This window comes from Planococcus salinarum, from assembly GCF_007004625.1.
GTDB lineage: Bacteria > Bacillota > Bacilli > Bacillales_A > Planococcaceae > Planococcus > Planococcus salinarum.
In genome coordinates, this window is sequence record NZ_VIFV01000032.1 from 1 (window position 1) to 21,285 (window position 21,285).

Genomic DNA, 21,285 nt, shown 5'->3' on the forward strand with positions numbered 1-21,285 from the left:
ATTTCCACGGTAGCTGACAAGCGGAATAACATTCCAAGGAAGTCGCTGGACTACCGCACACCCCTGGAGGCATTTTTGAGTCACCTGAATGGAATGGACTTGTCTAGCTTATATTGACAAACGGAATTAAGAAAAGCGGAAGCGGCCGTTCAGCTCCGACAAGCGTAAGGCGCTCTGACACAGCGGCGTGTTTTCAGCCGCATAGTCTCGAAAAGCGAAAGTGCCTCTTCAGCTCTGACAGGTATAAGGCGAAACAGCGTAGTGGCGCTCTTTGCTACGCAGCTGTTTTGACTTATATCCCGAAGAGCTGGGCACTGAAGACTAGACACAAAGTGGCTTATGCCCCGAAGAGCTGGGCCGCTTGAGTCTGGACATCAATAAAGAAATGCGAAAGCGCTGTTCCTAAATTATGGGAGCAGCGCTTTTATATTTTGTTTAAATTGCTTGCGGACAGTATTTTCAGAATGCGGATAGTAAATCGGATTTCCGGATAGTATTTTGACCGCTCCGGACAGTATTTCAACTCTTCCGGACAGTAAATGAAAAATATGGAAAAAAAGATGACCCGAAACAGCCAGTTCAGCTGTCTTTCGGGTCATCTTCTTTTTTCGGCAGAAATTCCGGCGTGCGTTCCAGCTGCTCGAGGAACTTTCTCGATTTCAGCCGGATTCCTGCCTGTTCTTCATAAATCGTGCGGACAATCTGTTTCATCAATGCTTTGGATTCCTTTTTCAAAGTCAGGGATCCGACGCGTTCGATCGGCACGAAATAAAAGGTGCGAATCAGCTTCACCAGCGCCGGACTCAGACGGATGATGTAGGGATCGATATGGAAACAGCGGTGGCACAGAAAGCCAAGTTCCTGAAACGAAAAGGCAAACTCGCCATCAGTCGCCCCGCAATTTGCACATTCATGCAGTGTCGGAGCAAGTCCGGCTGTATGCAGCATTTTCCATTCCACAAACAAGGTGATCGCTTCCGGATCATAGCCTTCTTCAATGGCATGCAAGGCCTGAAACAGCATTTCGTAGATACCCGGCTGGGGTTCATCCTGTTCCGTCAGCCTGTCGACCAATTCCGTAACATAACTTGCATAGGCCGTGGACATGAGATCTTCACGAATATGCCGCAGCGATTCCAACTGATCGCCTGCCTGAAGCGTTCCCATCCCTTTGCCCTTATAGATCGAATAAGTGCCATGTGTAAAGGGCTGCGTAATCGCCGCAAGCCGGCTTGCCGGCTTTTTTGCCCCCCTCGCCATGCAGGTGATCTTGCCTGCTTCACGGGTGAACAAGGTGACGATTTTGTTGTTCTCGCCGTATGGCATCGTGCGGATGACAATGCCTTCTAATTGACTTTGCATGGAGACTACTCCTTAGTATTCATCGTCTCTGAAACCAAAATCACGTAAATGAAGGGCTTTGTTGCGCCAGTCCTTCTGCACTTTCACCCATAATTCCAAATAGACTTTTGTCCCAAGCAGATTCTGGATATCCTGTCGGGCGCGGGAGCCGATTTCTTTCAGTAAAGCCCCTTTTTTGCCGATGACAATGCCTTTTTGGGAATCCCGCTCAACCATGATGGTCGCCTGGACACGAATCATATCCGGATTTTCCTCATCCGGCGCGATTTTTTCAATTACAACCGCGATGGAATGGGGAATTTCTTCCCGGGTCAAATGCAACGCTTTTTCGCGAATGAGCTCGGAAATGATGAAACGCTCCGGATGGTCAGTCACCTGGTCAGCCGGATAGTATTGCGGGCCTTCCGGCAAACGCTCTGAAATTTTCGCCAGCAGGTTTTCCACATTATTGCCCTGCAAAGCCGAAATCGGGATGGCTTCCGCAAAATCGAATTCTTTGCGGTACGATTCAATCAGTTTCGGCAAGTCGTCCGGATGCACCTGATCGATTTTGTTCAGTACCAGGAACACCGGCACGTCAATACCCCTCAACATGTCAAGCACGTAGCGGTCCTGTTTGCCGATGCGCTCATCGGCGCTGGCCACAAACAGCAGCACATCCACTTCACGAAATGTGTTTTTAGCCACTTTCAGCATAAAGTTGCCAAGTTTGTGACGCGGCTCGTTGATGCCTGGTGTATCGATAAAGACCATTTGGGTGTCGTTTGTTGTCACAACGCCCTGGACTTTGTTGCGTGTCGTTTGCGGCTTGTCGCTCATAATTGCGATTTTCTGTCCGACCACACGGTTCAGGAACGTCGATTTACCGACATTCGGGCGTCCGATGATGGATATAAAACCTGATTTGAATCCGTTATTTTCCTGCTGCATATTTTAAATCCTCCGTTGAAAAAGCTCCAGGCAGTAATTCGCCGATTGTTGTTTCCTGAACGTCGCCTTTTAAATTTGTTAAATAAACCGGCATTTCCGGTGCGCAAAACTCGGCAAGAACCTGGCGGCAGGCGCCGCAAGGGGAAACCGGGCCTTCCGTATCAGCCGAAACAGCCATAGCCGTGAATTTCACATCACCTTCTGATACAGCTTTAAAGATTGCAGTGCGCTCTGCACAATTCGTCATCGAATAGGCGGCATTCTCGATATTGCAGCCCACGTAAACTTTGCCGTCAGCCGTCAAGAGTGCAGCCCCCACCGGGAATTTCGAGTATGGCACATAGGCATTGCCGCGTGCCGCTATCGCTTGCTCCAATAATTGTTTCTTTTCCATCTCAATCACCTCTATAAAAGTTAGAACCATTTTGGTAAAAATATTAGTAAACCAATTATAGCACTTGCCATGGCAAATACCAAAACGCCGCCTGCAGCCATATCTTTTGCCTGCTTTGCCAGCGGATGCAGATCGGGGCTCGCAAGGTCGACAATCCGCTCCATCGAGGAATTGAACATCTCAAAAGATATCATCCCGCCGATTGCCAATACGACCATCATCCATTCGACACCGGATAAACCGGTCCACAGTCCAGCCACAACCACTATGACAGCCGCCGTAAAGTGGAACCGGATATTCTGTTCACTCTTCAGTGCGGCAAGGATTCCGGCATACGCAAAAACGAAGGAACGGAAAAACCTAATTGCTTTCATAGCCATCACGCGTAATTCCCAGTGAAGACAGAATCACATCCTGTTTGGCAAACATGTTTTTTTCATCCTCTTCATTCATATGGTCATACCCCATCAGATGCAAAAAACCGTGCACGGCAAGAAAGCCCAGCTCCCGTTCAAATGAATGCCCGTAATCTGCTGCCTGCTCCCTTGTCCGGTCAAGGGAAATGATGATATCCCCAAGCACTCGCGGTTCTCCGGAATCCTGGATGACCACTTCCCCTTCGCCCTGTTCTTCCATCGCAAAGGAAATCACGTCCGTCGGCTGGTCTTTGTCCCGATACTCCCGGTTGATTTCGCGGATCTTATCATTCGTAACAAAACTGACCGACAACTCAGCGTCTTCAATTTTCTCTTCTTTGGCTGCATGTTGAAGGATTCTTTCCACAAATTGCATATCGGTTTCTTTCAACGATTCGGTTTCATCCATAAAATCGATTGTCAACAAATTGAAAACCTCCTTCTACTCTTTGTCCTGCGGGTATTCGATTCTCGAATGAAAAATGCCGTTCAGCGTTTCACACATGACATTTCTGATTGTCTTCAATTCTTTCATTGTCAGGTCGCATTCATCAAATTGCCCGTCCTTCAGTTTATCTTCTATTATCGAATTCACCAATTTTTTTATCTTTTCTGATGTTGGATCCTTCATCGAGCGGACTGCCGCTTCGATGCTGTCCGCTGCCATGATGACTGCATTCTCTTTTGTTTGGGGTTTCGGTCCCGCATAGCGGTAATCTTCTTCCCGAACTTCGGGATTCTTTTCTTTTTCTTTGATATAAAAATACTTTAACAGGCTGGTACCGTGGTGCTGATCAGCTATATCAACAATTTCTTTCGGCATTTTGTGCTTGCGCAGCATTTCCGCTCCCCGGGCTCCGTGAGCGAGTATGATGTCCCGGCTCTTCTGTGGTGGCAAGGCATCATGGGGATTGGCAATATTCATCTGGTTTTCGATAAAATATTGGGGCTGCTTCGTTTTGCCGATGTCGTGATAATAACAGCCCACACGCGCCAGCAGGCCATTTGCCCCGATTGCTTCACAGGAGGCATCCGCCAGGTTTGCCACCATAACACTATGATGATAGGTTCCTGGCGTTTCCGTCAAGATCTTCTTCAAGAGGGGATGATTCGGATTTGCCAGTTCAATCAGGCGCATCGGCGAAATGAGCCCGAAAGCCCATTCAAAAAATGGGAGCAGACCAATTGTCAATGCACCGGACAGCAAACCGGAAATGACAGCCGCTGCGAAATAAAAGCCGACTTCAGCCAAATCGTACTGACTTTGGGAAATCAGAAGGTAGAAACCGATAAAGAAAGAGTTGGCGATGGCCACGAACAGGCTTGTTTGCAATAGCCTGGCCCGACGGTCATCGCGCTCAATCAGATAAACGCCCACCAGTCCGCCGAACAGAATGTACAGAACGGTTTCCATCTGGAGAATCGGTGAATAGCCATTTTGCAGCATGATTCCCGCCGTTGCTGCAGTTAAGATGGTGACAAAGATTGCCGTTCTTTCATTGATCAGCATCCGGACAATCATTCCTGCCAGCGCTGTCGGAAACAGGAACGAAATCTCCACATCAAAATTCCCGCTTACCGCCTGCAGAAGCTTCATGAATGTCAGGCTAATGGTTACAGCAGCAGCCAACACGAGCAAAGCAGTTGTTTTCTTCTGTTCCGTTTCCTGGGAACGGCGGATGATGATCATTAACAAGCCCATCGCGATCAGCACAAACAACAGGAGACCCAGTGCGGGTTTTAAATCCGTTTGTTCCTCCGTCATGCCCGCGAGTTCCAGTTGGCGGTAAACTTCCCGGTCGACCACCTGCCCTTCCTGAACAAGCACTTGGCCCTGCAGAATTTTTGTCGGCTCTATGCTTTTTCTGGCCTGTTCAAGCTGAGCTTCCGTCAGGTCTGTATCAATTGTTTCGTTGGCAATGATGCCGAACCTTCCGATCGATACAGCCGCCTGCAACGCCGATGCCGGGATTTCCTCGTTATTGCGGACTGCCTGCTCCACTTCGTTGCGTTTGTTGTCGACATTTTCTTTGCGGACAGGAACTGCCAGCAATTCTTCAACGATTTCCTCCAGCTCCCGCTGCACGGCATTCAACCGGTCATCCGGCAATGTCAGCAGTGACCGCAGCATATCGTCCGTCAGCCTGAGCCCGTTTTCACTTGTTTCCATCAACCGCGTTGTTTCCCGCAGCTCCACCACCATATTCTGTAAATCATCAATTTCTTCTTCGCCTTCTTCTGTTTCTTCCTCTTCCATGTCTTTGGCGTCATCGACATATCCAAACAGAGAGGCGATGACTGCTGACTGATTGCCGGCCAATTCATCATTGAATTTATAGCTCGGTGCCAGTTCTTCAGCTACCCGCTGTCTCTCCAATTCGGTTTTGACCGGATCTTCGACGGTTTTGGAAGACCGGATTGTTTCATCCGATAATTGAAACAGTTGAACATTGTATGTATCTCCCTTGACTGAACTGTAAAGGAAACCGTATAAAATAACGCCTATCAGTAAAATCATTGTCACGGAAAAAACTTTGAAGCCCGTCTTTTCCACCAGCGCCCGAATCTTTGAGACCATCTGACCACCCCACCTTTAGTATTCCTATCATATCAATATCAATAAAAGATTTCACGATATTTCCGAATAATTTCCATTCACTTCTCAAATGTAAATTTCATGTAAAAACAAAAACCAGCCGATTTAAGGCTGGTTTTCATAGGCATCAATTATTTTCGACACTAAAGGATGGCGGACAACGTCCCCGCTTTCCAAATACATGAACTGAATTCCGCTGACACCTTTCAAAATCTTCTCTGCAGCAATCAGGCCGGATTCAGCCCCTCGCGGTAAATCGATTTGTGTCTTGTCCCCGGTGATAATCATTTTCGAACCAAAACCGAGACGGGTCAAAAACATTTTCATCTGCGCTTTAGTCGTGTTCTGGGCTTCGTCCAATATGACAAAGGCCTCGTCAAGTGTCCGGCCCCGCATATAAGCGAGAGGCGCTACTTCAATTGTACCGCGTTCGATAAAGCGGTTGGTCTGTTCGACCCCCAGCACATCATGCATGGAATCATACAGCGGCCGGAGATAGGGATCGACCTTTTCTTTCAGGTCGCCGGGCAGGAATCCGAGGCTTTCCCCCGCTTCAACTGCTGGCCTTGTTAAAATGATGCGTTTGACTTGGCCGTTTTTTAAAGCCTGTACGGCCATTACTACTGCTAGATACGTTTTTCCCGTTCCCGCCGGTCCGATGGCGAAAGTCAGATCTTTGCTGCGGATTGCGCGGATGTAATGGCGCTGGCCAATCGTCTTCGCCCGGATAATTTTACCGGCCGCGTTTCTGGCGACTTCTTCATCATAAAGCTCCGCAAAATATTCAATTGTTCCTGATTTTGCCATTTCTATTGCAGAAACGATGTCCCGTTGGTCAATGTTGATGCCTTTCCGGATCACTTTCAGCAACTGTTCTATCAATGATTTTCCGATTTCTTTGCCTTCATCGGTCCCAGACAGCCTGATAACTTCACCGCGGGTAATGATATGAATATCAAATGCTTCTTCAATCAATGTCATGTGATTGTCTGATATGCCAAGCAGAAGCACCGCTTCATTCGGGTCTTTCACATGAAGTTCCAATAATTCATTTTCAGTCATTCAGACACTCCTTGGTTGCAATTTTTATTCTGATTTTACTCTATCATTAAACAGGAATAGCTGTAAAATATTATCACACCCAAATTACTTTACATAATAATATTATAATAAAATAAATCTGTTTATTCTTTTGTATTTCGTCATGAAGAAAATGGCCCATAAAAATAACCCGCAGAGGAAATGCAAGTCCTCTGCAGGCTAAAGTCATCGGCTGTTAAAACAGCTGTTTTTATTTTCTTTTCGCCTTCGGCGGCATGAACACTTCCGCTAAAACAATTGCTCTTTGAGCTTCGCTTTGAGAAAGCGGAAATGGACTCCTGCTTTCTTCAGCCGTCTTTTCAAGCGGCGGGCGGGACGGTGTTTTGCGGGAAGACATTCTTCCGCCAATCTCATAATCAGCGAAAGATTTCGCTTCACGGCCCGGTCTGCTCTGAGATTGTCTCCCGACCACTTCTTTCGTTTTTTCTTTAACCTGTTCTTTAACCTGTTCTCTTTTATCTGCTTCAGGATTCATCTGCGCCTGGAATTCACCATACATCTCTTTGGCGTAATCTTCCATGCGCTTGAATCCTCCCTGAGCGCGGCCCGAGGTTCGCTGTTGACCGCCCGCATTGCGGTTAGGCCGTGAACCCCCTTCGTCTTTCTTCTTATTATTAAAAAACGCGCCGATCGCCATAATGATGAGAGCGAATATGAGTGGTTCCATGTGACAAACCTCCTCTTTGGATCATCTATTGTTCGTCATTGGATTGGGGAGTGCTGGTTTTGGCAATCGAATCACGCATGCCTGTATCAGCCTGTATGTTTTTGTAGTTCACGTAATCCATGACACCGATATTGCCCGAACGCAGAGCTTCCGACATTGCCAGTGGAACTTCTGCTTCCGCTTCGACAACTTTCGCTCTCATTTCGACAACTTTCGCTTTCATTTCCTGTTCACTGGCAACGGCCATTGCACGGCGTTCTTCGGCTTTAGCCTGAGCGATCTTCTTGTCGGCTTCGGCTTGTTCGGTCTGCAATTCAGCACCGATGTTTTTGCCGATGTCCACATCCGCGATATCAATGGAAAGAATCTCAAATGCTGTACCTGAATCCAGGCCTTTGCCCAATACTGTCTGAGAAATCAAATCCGGATTTTCCAGAACTTTTTTATGGCTCGTGCTTGAACCGAGTGTGGATACAATCCCTTCACCAACACGTGCAACGATTGTTTCTTCACCCGCACCCCCGACAAGGCGGTCGATGTTGGCGCGCACTGTAATACGTGCTTTCGCTTTCACTTCGATTCCGTCCATCGCAACACCCGCGATAAATGGCGTTTCAATAACTTTCGGGTTAACCGACATCTGTACGGCTTCCAGTACGTCACGGCCTGCCAAATCGATAGCGGCTGCGCGTTCAAACGGAAGTTCAATATTGGCACGGTGTGCCGCGATCAGAGCGTTGACCACACGGTCTACGTTACCACCCGCAAGGTAATGGCTTTCCAGTTGGTTGATCTGAACCGACAACCCGGCTTTTGAAGCTTTGATCAACGGATTGACGATGCGTGATGGAATAACGCGGCGCAAACGCATACCGATCAATGTAAAGATGCTGACTTTGACCCCTGCAGCCAGTGCAGAAATCCATAATGTTACGGGTACAAATGTGAAGAATATTGCCAGAACGATTATTATGCCGATTATGGCGGCCCCAAGGCCAATTGCTTCAAGTCCCATTTATTCTTCCTCCTCTTTTTTCTCCAGTTCACGGACTACAATGCGTGAACCTTCTACCTTGATAATCTTAACATCTTTGCTGCGGCCGATGTAGCGCCCTTCGGAAACTGCATCAATTCGTTCATCTCCGAAGATTATGGTGCCTGAAGGCCGCAATTCTGTAGCAGTAATTGCCATCTGGCCGATAAGTTCCGGCCGATTGGCGGTCGATACATAGCCGCTCTTAGTATCCGTGGCATCCGATAAAATGATGCGCTTGAATAAACTGAGCCTTTTGCCAAAGAATTTCACTAATATCACCATCCCCGAAGTTGCTGCTATCATTGCTATGAGTATTGAAATGGCTGTTGTCTGAAGGTCTCCGCCGGCCAACAGGATGCTTCCAAGCACAGCAGCGATTCCGAGTATCCCCAACACACCGCCGGGGATGAAAAATTCTGCAATCATCAAGCCCAGACCGATGAAGAGCAGGATGATCGATTCGTAGCCTGCAAGCCCTGCCACGAGATGGCCATAAAAGAACAGCATCAACGAAGTGAGTCCGATTAAAGCGGGAACTCCAATGCCCGGAGTGAACAACTCAAGCAACAATCCGAGCATCGCGACACTCAACAAAATTGGTACGACTACCGGATTCGTCAGGAAACGTGCCAGGCTTTCGGAAAATGTTTCATCGATATAAACGATTTCGCTGTCTTCCATTCCCTTCAATTCCAATAATTCTTCAAGGGAGGATACGGTTCCTTCCGAATAACCAACTTCTTCCGCTTCGCCGGCCCGAAGTGTCAGCAATTCGCCTTCCCCTGCCCTGTATTGTGGAAGATCCACGGACGCATCTGCCATGGCAACTGCATATAGTGGATCTCTTCCGGAGCTTTCTGCAGCGTTTGACATTGAGGAAAGCCAAGCGCTGTTCGCTTTATCTCCAGCGGCATTGCCCGCCTGGTCGATGACTTGCGCCGCCCCCATCCTGGCCGCGGGATGCATATAGATTTCCTCTGCATTCAATGCAAGATATGCGCCCGCCGAAAGGGCATCCTGGTTGATATAGGCTATTGGCGGAATAGAGCTTTCCTGCAACAGGCGGGCAATGCCATCAGCAGCATCAACAAAGCCACCTGGCGTATCGATTTCAAAAATAATTGCCTGGGCATCGGCATCTTCCGCTTCTTCGATGCCTCTTTCGATAAACGCCTGCAGCCCTCTTTCAACTTCCGCTTCCACAGGTATTATGTAAACGGAATGGCTGTCTGCATGCAGCACCGGGATGAGCGACAGCAATGCCAGGACAAACAGCATAACGACAGTAAAGATTTTCATCTTCCTCAAAGAGATCACCCCTTTACTTATCCGTTCCTATTTTTACGGATGAACCTGCAATCGGTTTCAAGTTTTCCGTTTATTTAATTATAAATTTAAAATTTTGGAATAGCGAAGAAAGCGCTTTCCTGTTTTGTCAAGAAATCAGAACCTTTCACCTTTTGTCCATAAATAGAAAAACCGGCTGCACAATGGATGTGCAGCCGGTTTCAGCTGGTCGTTCATATTTTTAAAAGTCTCATATTAAAAGTAAGGGTCAATTAAAATTTACGTTTACGCGCAGCTTCTGATTTTAATTTGCGTTTCACGCTAGGCTTATCATAATACTCCCGCTTTCGTACCTCTTGCATTGTCCCGGATTTAGAAACAGTTTTTTTGAAGCGGCGAAGAGCATCTTCAATTGATTCGTTTTTACGAACATTTGTTTTTGTCATCTCTTTTTCCCTCCCTCCGAACACACGTTGAAGAAAGTAACAACAAGTGTTATATACAAAAAATTATATCGTATGTTCAAACTCGAGTCAATAGTTAATAATCGGAATCCGATTTAAGACCCTGCATGATCTGGACTCCTGAACTTGCGCCGATCCGGCTTGCGCCTGCATCAATCATTGCCTGAACATCTTCCAGGCTTCTTACGCCGCCGGAAGCCTTCACGCCAAGTTCGGCTCCGACAGTCTTGCGCATCAATTTAACATCATCGATGGTGGCGCCGCCGGTTGAAAAGCCGGTTGACGTTTTAACGAAATCTGCGCCGGCTTCTTTTGACAGACGTGAAGCCATTACTTTTTCCTCGTCAGTCAGGAGACATGTTTCGATGATGACTTTCACGATGGCTTTGCCTTTTGCAGCAGTTACAACCGCCTGGATGTCACTTTTGACAAGCTCGCTGTTGCCGGACTTGATGGCTCCGATATTGACGACCATGTCGATTTCTTCCGCACCTTTTTCGATGGCGTCAGTTGTCTCAAACGCTTTGGTTTCAGAAGTCGAAGCGCCCAGCGGAAAACCGATGACCGTACAGACTTTTACGTTGCTGTCTTTCAGTTGTGCAGCAGCAGTCTCTACATAAGAAGGGTTGATGCAGACAGATGCAAATTCATATTCCGCTGCTTCCTTGCAAAGTTGGATGACCTGCTCTTCTGTGGATTCCGGTTTTAATAGGGTGTGGTCAATATAAGATGCAATGTTAGTCATGTAAAAGCTCCATTCTATAATAAGTTTTTAAAATAACCTGTTCGGTTCCTGATGATTCACTTTCCAGCCAACAAAATGAAAGTTGCCCTCGACATAAATGACCATCTCTTTTATTCGAATTCGTAAGACATTGCCGACATTGCATAGAGAGGTGCCGTTTCGGTCCGCAGGATACGGGGACCTAAGGAAGTGAACAGCGCCCCCGCCTGTTTCAGGCTGGAAGCCTCCGCCTCTGAAATTCCGCCTTCAGGGCCGAAAACAATCAATATTGAACTTTTATCATACAATGTTTTTAAAATATCGGCAAACCGCACCGGACTGGCAGATCGCGCCTCTTCTTCATAAGCAACGATCACCGCGTCAAAGTCTTCAGCCGCTTCCAGCAATTGCTTGAAACTGTGGACATTATGTATCACCGGGAGATGGGTCCGGTGTGATTGCTCAGCAGCTTCCTTCGCTATTTTCTGCAATCTGCCAATTTTCTTGTCGTTTTTGCTGGCGTCCCATTTGACGATGGATCTCTCAGCAGAAAACGGGATCAAAGCATGCATGCCGAGTTCTGTACTTTTTTGTGTGATGAGATCCAGTTTATCGCCTTTGGGCAAGCCACAGGCAATTGTAACCCGTTTCGGCATTTCCACATCAGCTTCCATCTCGCTGTCGAGACGCAGTTCAATATCACGTTCAGCGGAAAGAATCGTCGCACTGAATGCTTTGCCTTCCATTACGGCAATCAGCCCATCGCCGGCAGTTTGGCGCATAACTTTGGCGATGTGCTTTGCATCATCGCCAGTAATAACAGTTATACGGTTTTCGGGAACTTTGCCTTCAATAAAATATCGCTGCATCGTTGCACCCCGCTCATTCAGGTTTTTTAGAAATGATCGTTACCCAATCTTCCATCATCATAATATCTTCGATTTTGAAGCCGGAACCTTCCAGTGCGTCCCTGACATCATTCTTCTTCGCAGCGATGATGCCGGAGGTTATATAATAACCGCCCGGTTTGACCACTCCAAAGGCATCGTCAGTAAATGAGATGATGATTTCCGCCAGGATATTCGCTACGACAACGTCTCCAGGCTCTTCTATCGTATCGACCAGATTTCCGCCTGCTACTTTTACACGGTCCTGGACCTTATTGAGTTTGACATTGATGCCGGCAGCCTTGACCGCAATATCGTCCAGATCAAGTGCATGTACTTGTTTCGCACCAAGAAGCGCAGCACCGATGGCAAGTACCCCCGAACCGGTTCCAATGTCAATGACCCGATCATCCGGTTTTACGGTTTTCTCGAGCGCCTGAAGGCTCATGACCGTTGTCGGGTGAGTCCCCGTTCCAAATGCCATTCCGGGATCCAGCTCGATGATCAGTTCGTCACTTGAAACCGGATTATAAGTTTCCCAGGTCGGCACAATCGTAAAGCGCTGGGAAATCTTGACCGGATGGTAATATTTTTTCCAGGCTGTTGCCCATTCTTCTTCGTTCACTTCGCTGATCGTAACGACATTGGCCCCGATATTGATGTCATAGGTGACAAGGTTATTGACTGCCAACTTTATCGCTTCGACCGTCTCTCCAAGAAAGCTGTTGACGGGGAGGTAGGCTTTCACGATAACGCCGTCTTTCGGAAAGTCATCCGGACTTAAAGACCAGATCTCTCCGAATTGATCTTCCCGTTCTTTAACCAGGTCTTCCGAATCTTCAATGACGACACCACTGGCTCCGGCTTCATGCAGGATATTCGAAACCGGTTCAATCGCTTCGTTTGTCGTATGGATGGATAGTTCTGACCATTTCACGTGCAAACAGCTCCTTTAATCGCCTTTGATGGTTCGTTTGATTTTATCGAATAATGAACTTCCCTGTTCTTCCGGAATGTCACCACTGATTTCAGCGAACTCTCTGAGCAATTGACGTTGCTTCTCGTTGAGTTTCGTTGGTGTTTTTACACGTATAATGACGTGCTGGTCTCCTGTGCCATATCCATGGACATTTTGGACCCCTTTGCCTTTCAAACGGAAACGTGCCCCACTTTGCGTCCCTGCAGGGATTTTCAGTTTCACTTTGCCGTGGACGGTTGATACTTCGATATCATCCCCAAGTGCCGCCTGTGGGTAAGTAACTGATAATTCAAGGTAGATATCGTCGCCTTCGCGTTGGAATTCTTTATGCGGTTTTACACGGAAAACGACATACAGGTCTCCTGGCGGTCCGCCGTTATAACCAGGTGCGCCTTGTCCATTCACACGCAATTGCTGGCCATCATCGACACCCGCCGGTATGCTGACTTTGATCTTCTTGACTTTGCGCACTTTGCCTGCGCCTTTGCATGTCTGGCATTTTTCTTCGATGATCTGGCCTGTTCCTTCACAGTGCTGACAAGCTCTGCGATTGACCATGCGGCCAAAAGGCGTGTCCTGTGTGACATTCAACTGGCCTGTCCCTTCACAATATGGGCAGGTCTTTTTCTTCGTGCCCGGTTTTGCGCCGGAGCCGTCACAAGTATCGCAAGTTTCTTCTTTCGGAATTTCAACTTCCGTTTCTTTTCCGAAAACAGCGTCCATGAAATCGATTGTCATGGAATACTGAAGATCTTCGCCTTTACGCGGCGCATTCGGATCCCGGCGTCGCGTGCCCCCGCCAAAGAATGTGCTGAAGATGTCTTCGAATCCGAAGCCTTCCGCTCCTCCGCCGAAACCACCGAATCCCTGATTCGGGTCCTCGTGGCCATACTGGTCGTACTGTGCGCGTTTCTGCTCGTCGCTCAATACTTCATATGCGTCCTTCACTTCCTGGAACTTTTCGGATGCATCGGCTTCCTTATTGATATCCGGGTGGAATTGTTTTGACAATTTCCGGTAAGCTTTTTTAATTTCTTCCTTGGATGCTGTTTTTGAAACGCCAAGCACCTCATAATAATCACGCTTATTCATATGTCACTCTCCCTCTAACAATCAACTGTAATTGTACACGGTTAGTTATTGTGTTGCAAAGACATTGAAAAAGCCAAAGCATGTTGCTTTGCTTTGACTTTTCCGGGTCTTTCTTATTTCTTGTCTGTATCGTCATTCACTTCTTCAAACTCTGCATCTACAACATCATCGTTTGATCCGGCTGCGCCTTCTGTATCGCCTTCAGCCGCCTGCTGAGCTGCTGCCGCCTGTTCATAGGCTTTCATGGACAAAGCTTGCAGGATTTCGTTCAATTTCTCTTTCTTCTCACGGATGTCATCAGTGCTGTCACTCTCTAAAGCAGCTTTCAGTTCATCGCGCGCTTCTTCAGCATTTTTCTTCTCTTCTTCAGTTACAACTTCGCCTAGGTCAGCGATAGTTTTATCAGTCTGGAAGACCGCCTGGTCCGCTTCATTGCGAAGTTCTACTTCTTCTTTCACTTTCGCATCCGCTTCGGCATTTTCTTCCGCTTCTTTGATCATGCGATCGATTTCTTCATCAGTCAGTGATGTGTTGGACTGGATCGTGATCGTCTGTTCTTTCTGCGTTCCAAGGTCTTTCGCTTTAACGCTTACGATACCGTTTTTATCGATGTCGAAAGTTACTTCGATTTGTGGCACGCCGCGAGGTGCAGGCGGAATATCAGCCAATTGGAAACGTCCAAGCGTTTTGTTGGCTGCTGCCATCGGACGCTCACCTTGGAGAACATGAATATCTACAGCCGGCTGGTTGTCAGCGGCAGTTGAGAATGTTTGTGATTTTGAAGTCGGAATCGTCGTGTTGCGTTCGATCAATTTCGTAAACACGCCGCCCATTGTTTCGATGCCGAGGGACAATGGTGTTACATCAAGCAAAACGACATCTTTCACGTCGCCGCTCAAGACACCCGCTTGGATTGCTGCACCCAATGCTACTACTTCATCCGGGTTAACGCCTTTATGCGGATCTTTTCCAGTCAATTTCTTAACGGATTCCTGTACTGCCGGAATACGTGTAGATCCACCGACCAGGATGACGCGGTCTAGTTCAGAAGCTGAAATGCCGGCATCTTTCAATGCTTGGCGAGTCGGTTCCATTGTGCGTTCTACCAATGCTGAAGTAAGCTCATCGAATTTCGCGCGGCCCATTGTCACTTCAAGGTGAAGTGGTCCGGATTCTCCAGCAGTGATAAATGGCAATGAAATCTGAGTGGAAGAAACACCTGAAAGGTCTTTTTTCGCTTTCTCAGCTGCATCTTTCAAGCGTTGAGTTGCCATTTTGTCTTTTGAAAGGTCGATGCCGTTCTCTTTTTTGAATTCCTGCACCAGATAATCGATAATCAATTTATCGAAATCATCTCCGCCAAGACGGTTGTCGCCGGCAGTTGATTTTACTTCAAAAACGCCATCGCCAAGTTCCAGGATCGATACGTCAAACGTACCGCCCCCAAGGTCATAAACAAGAATCGTTTCATCTGTATCCGTTTTGTCCAAGCCATATGCAAGTGCAGCTGCAGTCGGCTCGTTGATGATTCGTTCCACTTCAAGACCTGCAATGCGGCCAGCATCTTTTGTCGCTTGGCGCTGTGCATCATTGAAATAAGCAGGTACCGTAATGACCGCTTTCGTTACTTTTTCACCAAGATACTCTTCTGCATAGCCTTTGATATATTGAAGGATCATTGCCGATACTTCCTGTGGCGTATATTCTTTATCTTCAGCCGTTACTTTTTCCTGCGTACCCATCAAACGTTTTACAGATTGGATCGTATTCGGGTTCGTGATTGATTGACGTTTTGCTACTTCGCCGACCTGGCGCTCCCCGTTTTTAAATGCCACAACTGATGGTGTAGTGCGGTTGCCTTCCGGATTCGGAATAATTTTCGGTTCGCCGCCTTCTAGAACTGCGACAGCTGAATTTGTTGTACCTAAGTCAATACCAATAATTTTACTCATTTGAATTCCTCCATTTAACTTTTATTCGTTTACTTTTACCATTGCCGGACGTAGGACTCTGCCTTTAAGGGTATACCCTTTTTGCAATTCCTGTAAAACGATGCCCGGTTCCGCCTGCTCGTCTTTTTCCTGCATGACTGCCTGGTGATAATTCGGATCGAATGGTTCCCCAACAGCAGGTATTTCCTCAAGCCCTTCGCGTTTTACCGCTTCGAGCAAGGATTTCTGAACCATTTCGACACCTTTCATAATGGAAGCTGTATCGTCACTTTTCGTTTCGACAGTCAAGGCGCGCTCGAAATTGTCCAATACCGGAAGCAGGTCCGTCAGCAATGACTGCGAACGGAATTTAGTGGAAATTTCCTTGTCTTTCTGTGACCTGCGTTTGAAATTATCAAAATCGGCCAAAAGACGAAGATATTTATTCTGTTCAGCTTCGACTTCATCTTTCAATCTGGCGATTTCTTCATCTTTCGTTTCTTCAGGATTTGCCTGTTCCTCGGAGTTGTTTTCTGCAGGAGCAGATTCTTCACTCAAAGTTTCAGCTGAAGAATTTGTGGTTTCAGTCGATTCCTGTTCGACCGAAGTTGCTGCGTTTTCTGCTGCAAGTGTTTCCTCTGTAGTTGTAGTCTTTTTTTTGTTGGACAAGTGATGTTCCTCCTTTTGTTCGCTCAACTCCGAAGGATTCGGGTGAGCTCTTTGGAGAGGTCGCCGCTCAAGGTATCCAGCAGAGACACGATCCGCTTATAATCCATCCGTTTTGGACCGACTATTGCAATTGAACCGGTTTGTTCCTGCCCAATATCATAAGATACCGTAATTACCGAGCAATCCTCCATTGCTGAGAGTGCATTTTCTGAACCGATCCGGATATGGAGGCCCTGGTTGCCTACCGGAATGATCATGGGAATATGATCCGTTTCTTCCATAACATCCATCAGGCTCCTGATCTTATGAAGATCGTGGAAATCCGGCTGATTCAAAATGTTGAGCTTGCCCCCGTAATAAACATTTTTCTCCCGCGGCAATAAGACTGCCTGCCGAAAAGTCGAGAACAATTCGCCGTAACGCTGCATATGCTGCTTCATAATCATCATCGTTTCCTGTTCCAGCCGCGAATGCAGATCATACAGTGATACACCTACAAGGCGTTCGTTCAGGATATTAACCATCTTTTCGATTTCAGAAGGATCAAGCCCTTCTGGAATCGGAAAGACCCGGTTTTCAACATGGCCTGAATCTGTCACAATAATCGCGACTGCGGAGTTGGAAGTCAGTGGCACAATCGACAATTTTTTGACGATGTGGCGCTGGACATCTGGTCCGAGCAGGATCGATGTGTAATTGGTCAGCTCGGATAAAATCATTGCGGACCGTTTGATCACTTCTTCGGTCTCACTGATTTTATCTTCAAAAATAGAGCGCAATTGGACGATATCCTCTTTCGGAAGCGCCCGGGGAGTCAGCAGATGGTCCACGTAATAGCGGTAGCCTCTCTCTGAAGGAATCCGGCCGGAAGAAGTATGGGTCTTCTCAAGAAACCCCATGCTTTCCAGGTCCGCCATTTCGTTCCGAATGGTAGCGGAACTGAATGTGATCCCGGATTTTTTAGCTAATTGGTTTGATCCCACCGGCTGTGCTGATTGAATATAATCATCCACTGTCACTTTTAAAATGAGCAGCTGCCGTTCTGTTAACATGATCATCACCTCTGTTAGCACTCTTATAGTGCGAGTGCTAAGACTACACTAAAATTACCAAATTCCATTTGGCTTGTCAACGATTGCGCATCTATCTAAAACTTAATTTATATTATTTTTTATAATACACCGCTTCGGCGCTATGGACAGTGCGAAGATTATGCTCCTGCGCACTGCTCGTCGCAAAGGAGGCGCTAAAGCGCTCCTTGCCTCCCGCAATAAGCCGAGAAGAGCACTCGTCTTATTGCTCCGGCCAGTCCTGAGCCGCGCCGGCGCTAGAGAGATTTCTAGAGATATGGAGCACAACAGCGAAGACGCCATGGGGACCAAGCGAAGTGCTGAGATCCACTCGGGCGAAGTGAAACGAGACCGAGTTAGCTCAGGGCGAGCCCCCAGGCAAGCGAGCTGTTTTGCGGAATATCGGTTGCTAGGAAGTATCGACTCTTCTACTATATCTATTTTATGCCAGCAAAAATTGTTCAAAAACATTGTTGCCGATAAAACGGCCCTGGTTTGTCAGCTTCACTCTGCCGTTTTCAATCACCAGGTTTTGGCTTTCTATTTCTTTTTTCAGAATATCCCCGTAAACGGATTCCATTTCGACTCCGAATTTCTCAACGAAATGCGCCAAAGAAACGCCTGCCGTTTTGCGTAGGCCGAGAAACATTTCTTCTTCCATCATTTCTTTGCGCGGAACACTGTGTGAATTCAATATCGGCCGCTCGTTCTGTTCCAGCGGCTCCATGTATTTCTTCAACGGACCGTGGTTTGAATAACGGATTCCCTGTACGTATCCGTGCGCTCCCGCTCCGGCGCCGATATATTCTTCATTGTCCCAATACAGAAGATTGTGCCGGGATTCAAATCCCGGACGTGCGAAATTCGAAATTTCATATTGCAATAAACCGTGTTGCTCCATTTCGTTCATCAGCTTTGCATACATATCCGCTTCCAGATCCTCTGTCACTGTATTCAATTTCCCCTTTGTCATCAGGTTATAGAATACCGTCTTCGGTTCAATGATCAGCGAATAGGCAGAAAAATGCGGAAGATCAAAAGAAAATGCCTGTTCGAGCGTATCTTCCCATTGCTTCATAGTCTGCCCGGGCAAGCCGTACATAAGATCAAAACTGATATCGGTAAAGCCGACTTTGCGTGCGTCTGCCACAGCCCTGGCGACATCGTTGTTATTGTGTGTCCGGCCCAGCCGCTTCAGCAGATCTTCATCAAATGACTGCACGCCCATGCTGAGACGATTGACTCCGCCATTGAACAGCACCTGCATCTTTTCATACGTCAATTCATCGGGGTTTGCTTCTGAGGTCCATTCCAGGTTGCTCGCCATCGGCACAAATTCATGGATATAGCCCAACAATCTTTCCAGTTGCTGCGGTTCGAGGGAGGTCGGTGTGCCGCCGCCCAGGAAAATTGTTTCCAGCGGCTGATCGAGTGCCCCCTGCTGCTTCCATAAGGAAAGTTCTTTTCCGAGCGAATCGATATAGGCATCCACCGGCTGGTCTTTGAAGAATACTTTATTGAAGTCACAGTAAAAACAGATCTGGTGACAGAATGGAATATGGATATACAATCCCTTTACCATGTTAATCCTCTTTTCTAATAGGAAAAGGAGGCTGAAAAACCGCCTCCTTCTTTCGTTATTTTGATTGATCGTCCATTTTCAATATAGCCATGAAAGCTTCCTGCGGAACTTCAACATTCCCGACTTGCTTCATGCGCTTCTTGCCTTCTTTTTGCTTATCCAGAAGTTTCCGTTTCCGTGAAATGTCACCGCCGTAGCATTTTGCCAACACGTTCTTGCGTATCGCACTGATTGTTTGGCGGGCGACAATCTTTTGGCCGATTGCAGCCTGTATCGGCACTTCGAACTGTTGTCTCGGAATAAGGTTTTTCAGCTTGTCTACGATGAGCTTGCCGCGTTCATAGGAAAAATCGCGGTGAACAATGAAGCTCAGGGCATCCACTTGCTCTGAATTCAGCAGAATGTCCATTTTCACAAGATTCGATTCTTTGTAACCGATCAATTCATAATCGAAGGAAGCATATCCTTTTGTGCCTGATTTCAACTGATCGAAGAAATCATAGACGATTTCTGCAAGCGGCAATTCATAAATAATACTGACTCGTGAATTATCGAGATAATCCATCGTCAGGAAATTCCCGCGTTTTTTCTGGCAGATTTCCATCACTGCACCGACATAATCATTCGGCACCATAATAGTCGCTTTGACATAAGGTTCTTCTATAAAACTGATTTTTTGTGGATCGGGCATCATTGCCGGGTTATCGACTTTCAGCACTTCTTTATCTGTCATATGAACGTTGTAGATAACACTTGGCGCAGTTGTAATCAGATCGATATTAAATTCCCGCTCAATGCGCTCCTGAACGATTTCCATATGCAGTAAGCCAAGGAATCCGCAACGATAGCCGAAACCAAGTGCCTGTGACGACTCGGGCTCGAATTGCAAAGCCGCATCATTCAATTCCAATTTTTCAAGTGCATCACGAAGGTCATTGTATTTCGAGGTATCAATCGGATACAGTCCGCAATAAACCATCGGGTTCAGGCGGCGGTATCCGGGCAATGCTTCCGTTGCCGGTTTTCTTGCATGAGTGATCGTATCACCCACTGGTGCGTCACCGACATTCTTGATGGCGGCTGTAAGGAATCCTACGTCACCAACCGTCAACTCTTCACGGAGCGTTGCTCTTGGTGTGAAAACGCCCGCTTCAATTACTTCAAACTCTTTGTCACTGGACATCATCTTGATCTTATCGCCGGGCTTGACTGTCCCTTCGACGATTCTGACGTACGAGACGATTCCCCGGTATGGATCATAAAGAGAGTCAAAGATCATCGCCTTTAAAGGCGCACCCGGGTCACCGGTTGGTGCCGGCACTTTTGCAACAATCTGTTCCAGAATCTCTTCAATGCCGATTCCTGCTTTTGCAGAAGCAAGTACCGCTTCAGAAGCATCAAGTCCGATGACTTCTTCCACTTCCTGGCGCACCCGCTCAGGGTCTGCGGCAGGCAAATCGATTTTATTGATGACCGGCAGAATTTCGAGGTCATTGTCCAAAGCCAAATAGACATTCGCCAATGTCTGGGCTTCGATTCCCTGGGCAGCATCGACAACCAGCACAGCACCTTCACAGGCAGCAAGGCTGCGTGAAACTTCATAAGTGAAATCGACATGGCCCGGCGTGTCGATAAGGTGCATTATATAAGTCTCACCATCTTTTGCTGTGTAATTCAGCTGGACGGCATTCAATTTGATCGTGATTCCGCGCTCCCGCTCCAAATCCATGGAGTCAAGCAGCTGTTCCTTCATTTCCCTTGCAGTAAGGGCGTTGGTTCTCTCCAATATGCGGTCGGCAAGCGTAGATTTCCCGTGATCGATATGGGCGATGATGGAGAAATTACGTATTTTCTTTTGACGCGCTAATCTCTGTTCTTGATTCATGGTCCACACTCCTATACAAACTACTATGAATTATAGCAGTACCGCAGCTATTGGGCAATGAAAGCATCGGAAATGATTTCAGTGTCAAGGAAAACTTCTTTGCACGTATCTATTGCATTCCTTTCCGCGGTTTGATAAAATAACTCATGTTGTATAGAGACATAAATGAGTTGAGGTGTTTCCACCTCTTTCGCTATTTGTCTAGGAGGTGAA

At 47.2% G+C, this 21,285-nt stretch carries 20 protein-coding genes and 1 pseudogene; 1 reads left to right on the forward strand and 20 read right to left on the reverse strand.

Features of this window, described 5'->3' with window-relative positions; genetic code table 11:
- Positions 1–117 (forward strand): annotated as a pseudogene (locus tag DIJ65_RS14125) (IS30 family transposase); the annotation flags it as partial.
- A 462-nt stretch (positions 118–579) separates the two neighbouring features.
- On the opposite strand, the gene recO reads toward DIJ65_RS14125, so the two are convergent.
- From recO to lepA, 20 genes are all read right to left on the reverse strand, one after another.
- Complete coding sequence (recO, locus tag DIJ65_RS14130) at positions 580–1,362, reverse strand: DNA repair protein RecO (RefSeq protein WP_117303328.1); 783 nt, start codon at positions 1,360–1,362, stop codon at positions 580–582.
- Positions 1,363–1,374: 12 nt separating this feature from the next.
- The gene (era, locus tag DIJ65_RS14135) at positions 1,375–2,292 is read right to left on the reverse strand and encodes a GTPase Era (protein WP_117303326.1); all 918 of its coding nucleotides are present in this window, start codon (positions 2,290–2,292) and stop codon (positions 1,375–1,377) included.
- Positions 2,276–2,686, reverse strand: a complete 411-nt coding sequence (locus DIJ65_RS14140; RefSeq protein WP_117303324.1) for a cytidine deaminase — start codon at positions 2,684–2,686, stop codon at positions 2,276–2,278. Before DIJ65_RS14140 ends, era begins: the two co-directional genes overlap by 17 nt.
- A 20-nt stretch (positions 2,687–2,706) precedes the next feature.
- Positions 2,707–3,060 carry a diacylglycerol kinase family protein gene (locus DIJ65_RS14145; protein ID WP_117303335.1) on the reverse strand — a complete coding sequence of 118 codons (354 nt, stop codon included), beginning with the start codon at positions 3,058–3,060 and terminating at the stop codon, positions 2,707–2,709.
- Positions 3,047–3,511, reverse strand: coding sequence for an rRNA maturation RNase YbeY (ybeY, locus tag DIJ65_RS14150; RefSeq protein WP_313903024.1), 465 nt, complete (start codon positions 3,509–3,511; stop codon positions 3,047–3,049). Before ybeY ends, DIJ65_RS14145 begins: the two co-directional genes overlap by 14 nt.
- Positions 3,512–3,544: 33 nt before the next feature.
- Positions 3,545–5,680, reverse strand: coding sequence for an HD family phosphohydrolase (locus DIJ65_RS14155; protein ID WP_117303320.1), 2,136 nt, complete (start codon positions 5,678–5,680; stop codon positions 3,545–3,547).
- A 123-nt stretch (positions 5,681–5,803) separates the two neighbouring features.
- On the reverse strand, positions 5,804–6,760 hold the full coding sequence (locus DIJ65_RS14160; RefSeq protein ID WP_117303318.1) for a PhoH family protein: 957 nt from the start codon (positions 6,758–6,760) through the stop codon (positions 5,804–5,806).
- 229 nt (positions 6,761–6,989) lie between these two features.
- Positions 6,990–7,466, reverse strand: a complete 477-nt coding sequence (locus DIJ65_RS14165; RefSeq protein ID WP_117303317.1) for a hypothetical protein — start codon at positions 7,464–7,466, stop codon at positions 6,990–6,992.
- Between the two features lie 25 nt (positions 7,467–7,491).
- Positions 7,492–8,481, reverse strand: coding sequence for a flotillin-like protein FloA (gene floA, locus DIJ65_RS14170; RefSeq protein WP_117303315.1), 990 nt, complete (start codon positions 8,479–8,481; stop codon positions 7,492–7,494).
- Entirely contained in the window at positions 8,482–9,810 is a 1,329-nt protein-coding gene (locus tag DIJ65_RS14175) for an NfeD family protein (RefSeq protein ID WP_117303314.1), read from the reverse strand.
- 251 nt (positions 9,811–10,061) lie between these two features.
- A complete protein-coding gene (rpsU, locus tag DIJ65_RS14180; protein ID WP_117303312.1) occupies positions 10,062–10,235 on the reverse strand; it encodes a 30S ribosomal protein S21 in 174 nt (57 codons plus the stop codon).
- A gap of 94 nt (positions 10,236–10,329) precedes the next feature.
- Positions 10,330–10,998, reverse strand: coding sequence for a deoxyribose-phosphate aldolase (gene deoC, locus DIJ65_RS14185; RefSeq protein ID WP_117303310.1), 669 nt, complete (start codon positions 10,996–10,998; stop codon positions 10,330–10,332).
- A 110-nt stretch (positions 10,999–11,108) separates the two neighbouring features.
- Positions 11,109–11,846, reverse strand: a complete 738-nt coding sequence (locus DIJ65_RS14190; protein WP_117303309.1) for a 16S rRNA (uracil(1498)-N(3))-methyltransferase — start codon at positions 11,844–11,846, stop codon at positions 11,109–11,111.
- 13 nt (positions 11,847–11,859) lie between these two features.
- Positions 11,860–12,801 (reverse strand): 50S ribosomal protein L11 methyltransferase, encoded by a 942-nt coding sequence (gene prmA, locus DIJ65_RS14195; protein ID WP_117303307.1) that lies wholly within the window; start codon positions 12,799–12,801, stop codon positions 11,860–11,862.
- 15 nt (positions 12,802–12,816) lie between these two features.
- Positions 12,817–13,935, reverse strand: a complete 1,119-nt coding sequence (gene dnaJ, locus DIJ65_RS14200; RefSeq protein ID WP_117303305.1) for a molecular chaperone DnaJ — start codon at positions 13,933–13,935, stop codon at positions 12,817–12,819.
- 113 nt (positions 13,936–14,048) lie between these two features.
- Complete coding sequence (gene dnaK, locus DIJ65_RS14205; protein WP_117303303.1) at positions 14,049–15,887, reverse strand: molecular chaperone DnaK; 1,839 nt, start codon at positions 15,885–15,887, stop codon at positions 14,049–14,051.
- A gap of 21 nt (positions 15,888–15,908) precedes the next feature.
- Positions 15,909–16,535 carry a nucleotide exchange factor GrpE gene (gene grpE, locus DIJ65_RS14210; RefSeq protein ID WP_117303301.1) on the reverse strand — a complete coding sequence of 209 codons (627 nt, stop codon included), beginning with the start codon at positions 16,533–16,535 and terminating at the stop codon, positions 15,909–15,911.
- Positions 16,536–16,558: 23 nt separating this feature from the next.
- Positions 16,559–17,587 carry a heat-inducible transcriptional repressor HrcA gene (gene hrcA, locus DIJ65_RS14215; protein WP_117303299.1) on the reverse strand — a complete coding sequence of 343 codons (1,029 nt, stop codon included), beginning with the start codon at positions 17,585–17,587 and terminating at the stop codon, positions 16,559–16,561.
- Between the two features lie 460 nt (positions 17,588–18,047).
- Positions 18,048–19,187, reverse strand: coding sequence for a radical SAM family heme chaperone HemW (hemW, locus tag DIJ65_RS14220; RefSeq protein ID WP_117303298.1), 1,140 nt, complete (start codon positions 19,185–19,187; stop codon positions 18,048–18,050).
- Between the two features lie 55 nt (positions 19,188–19,242).
- Positions 19,243–21,072 (reverse strand): translation elongation factor 4, encoded by a 1,830-nt coding sequence (lepA, locus tag DIJ65_RS14225; RefSeq protein WP_117303296.1) that lies wholly within the window; start codon positions 21,070–21,072, stop codon positions 19,243–19,245.
- Between the last annotated feature and the right edge of the window lie 213 nt (positions 21,073–21,285).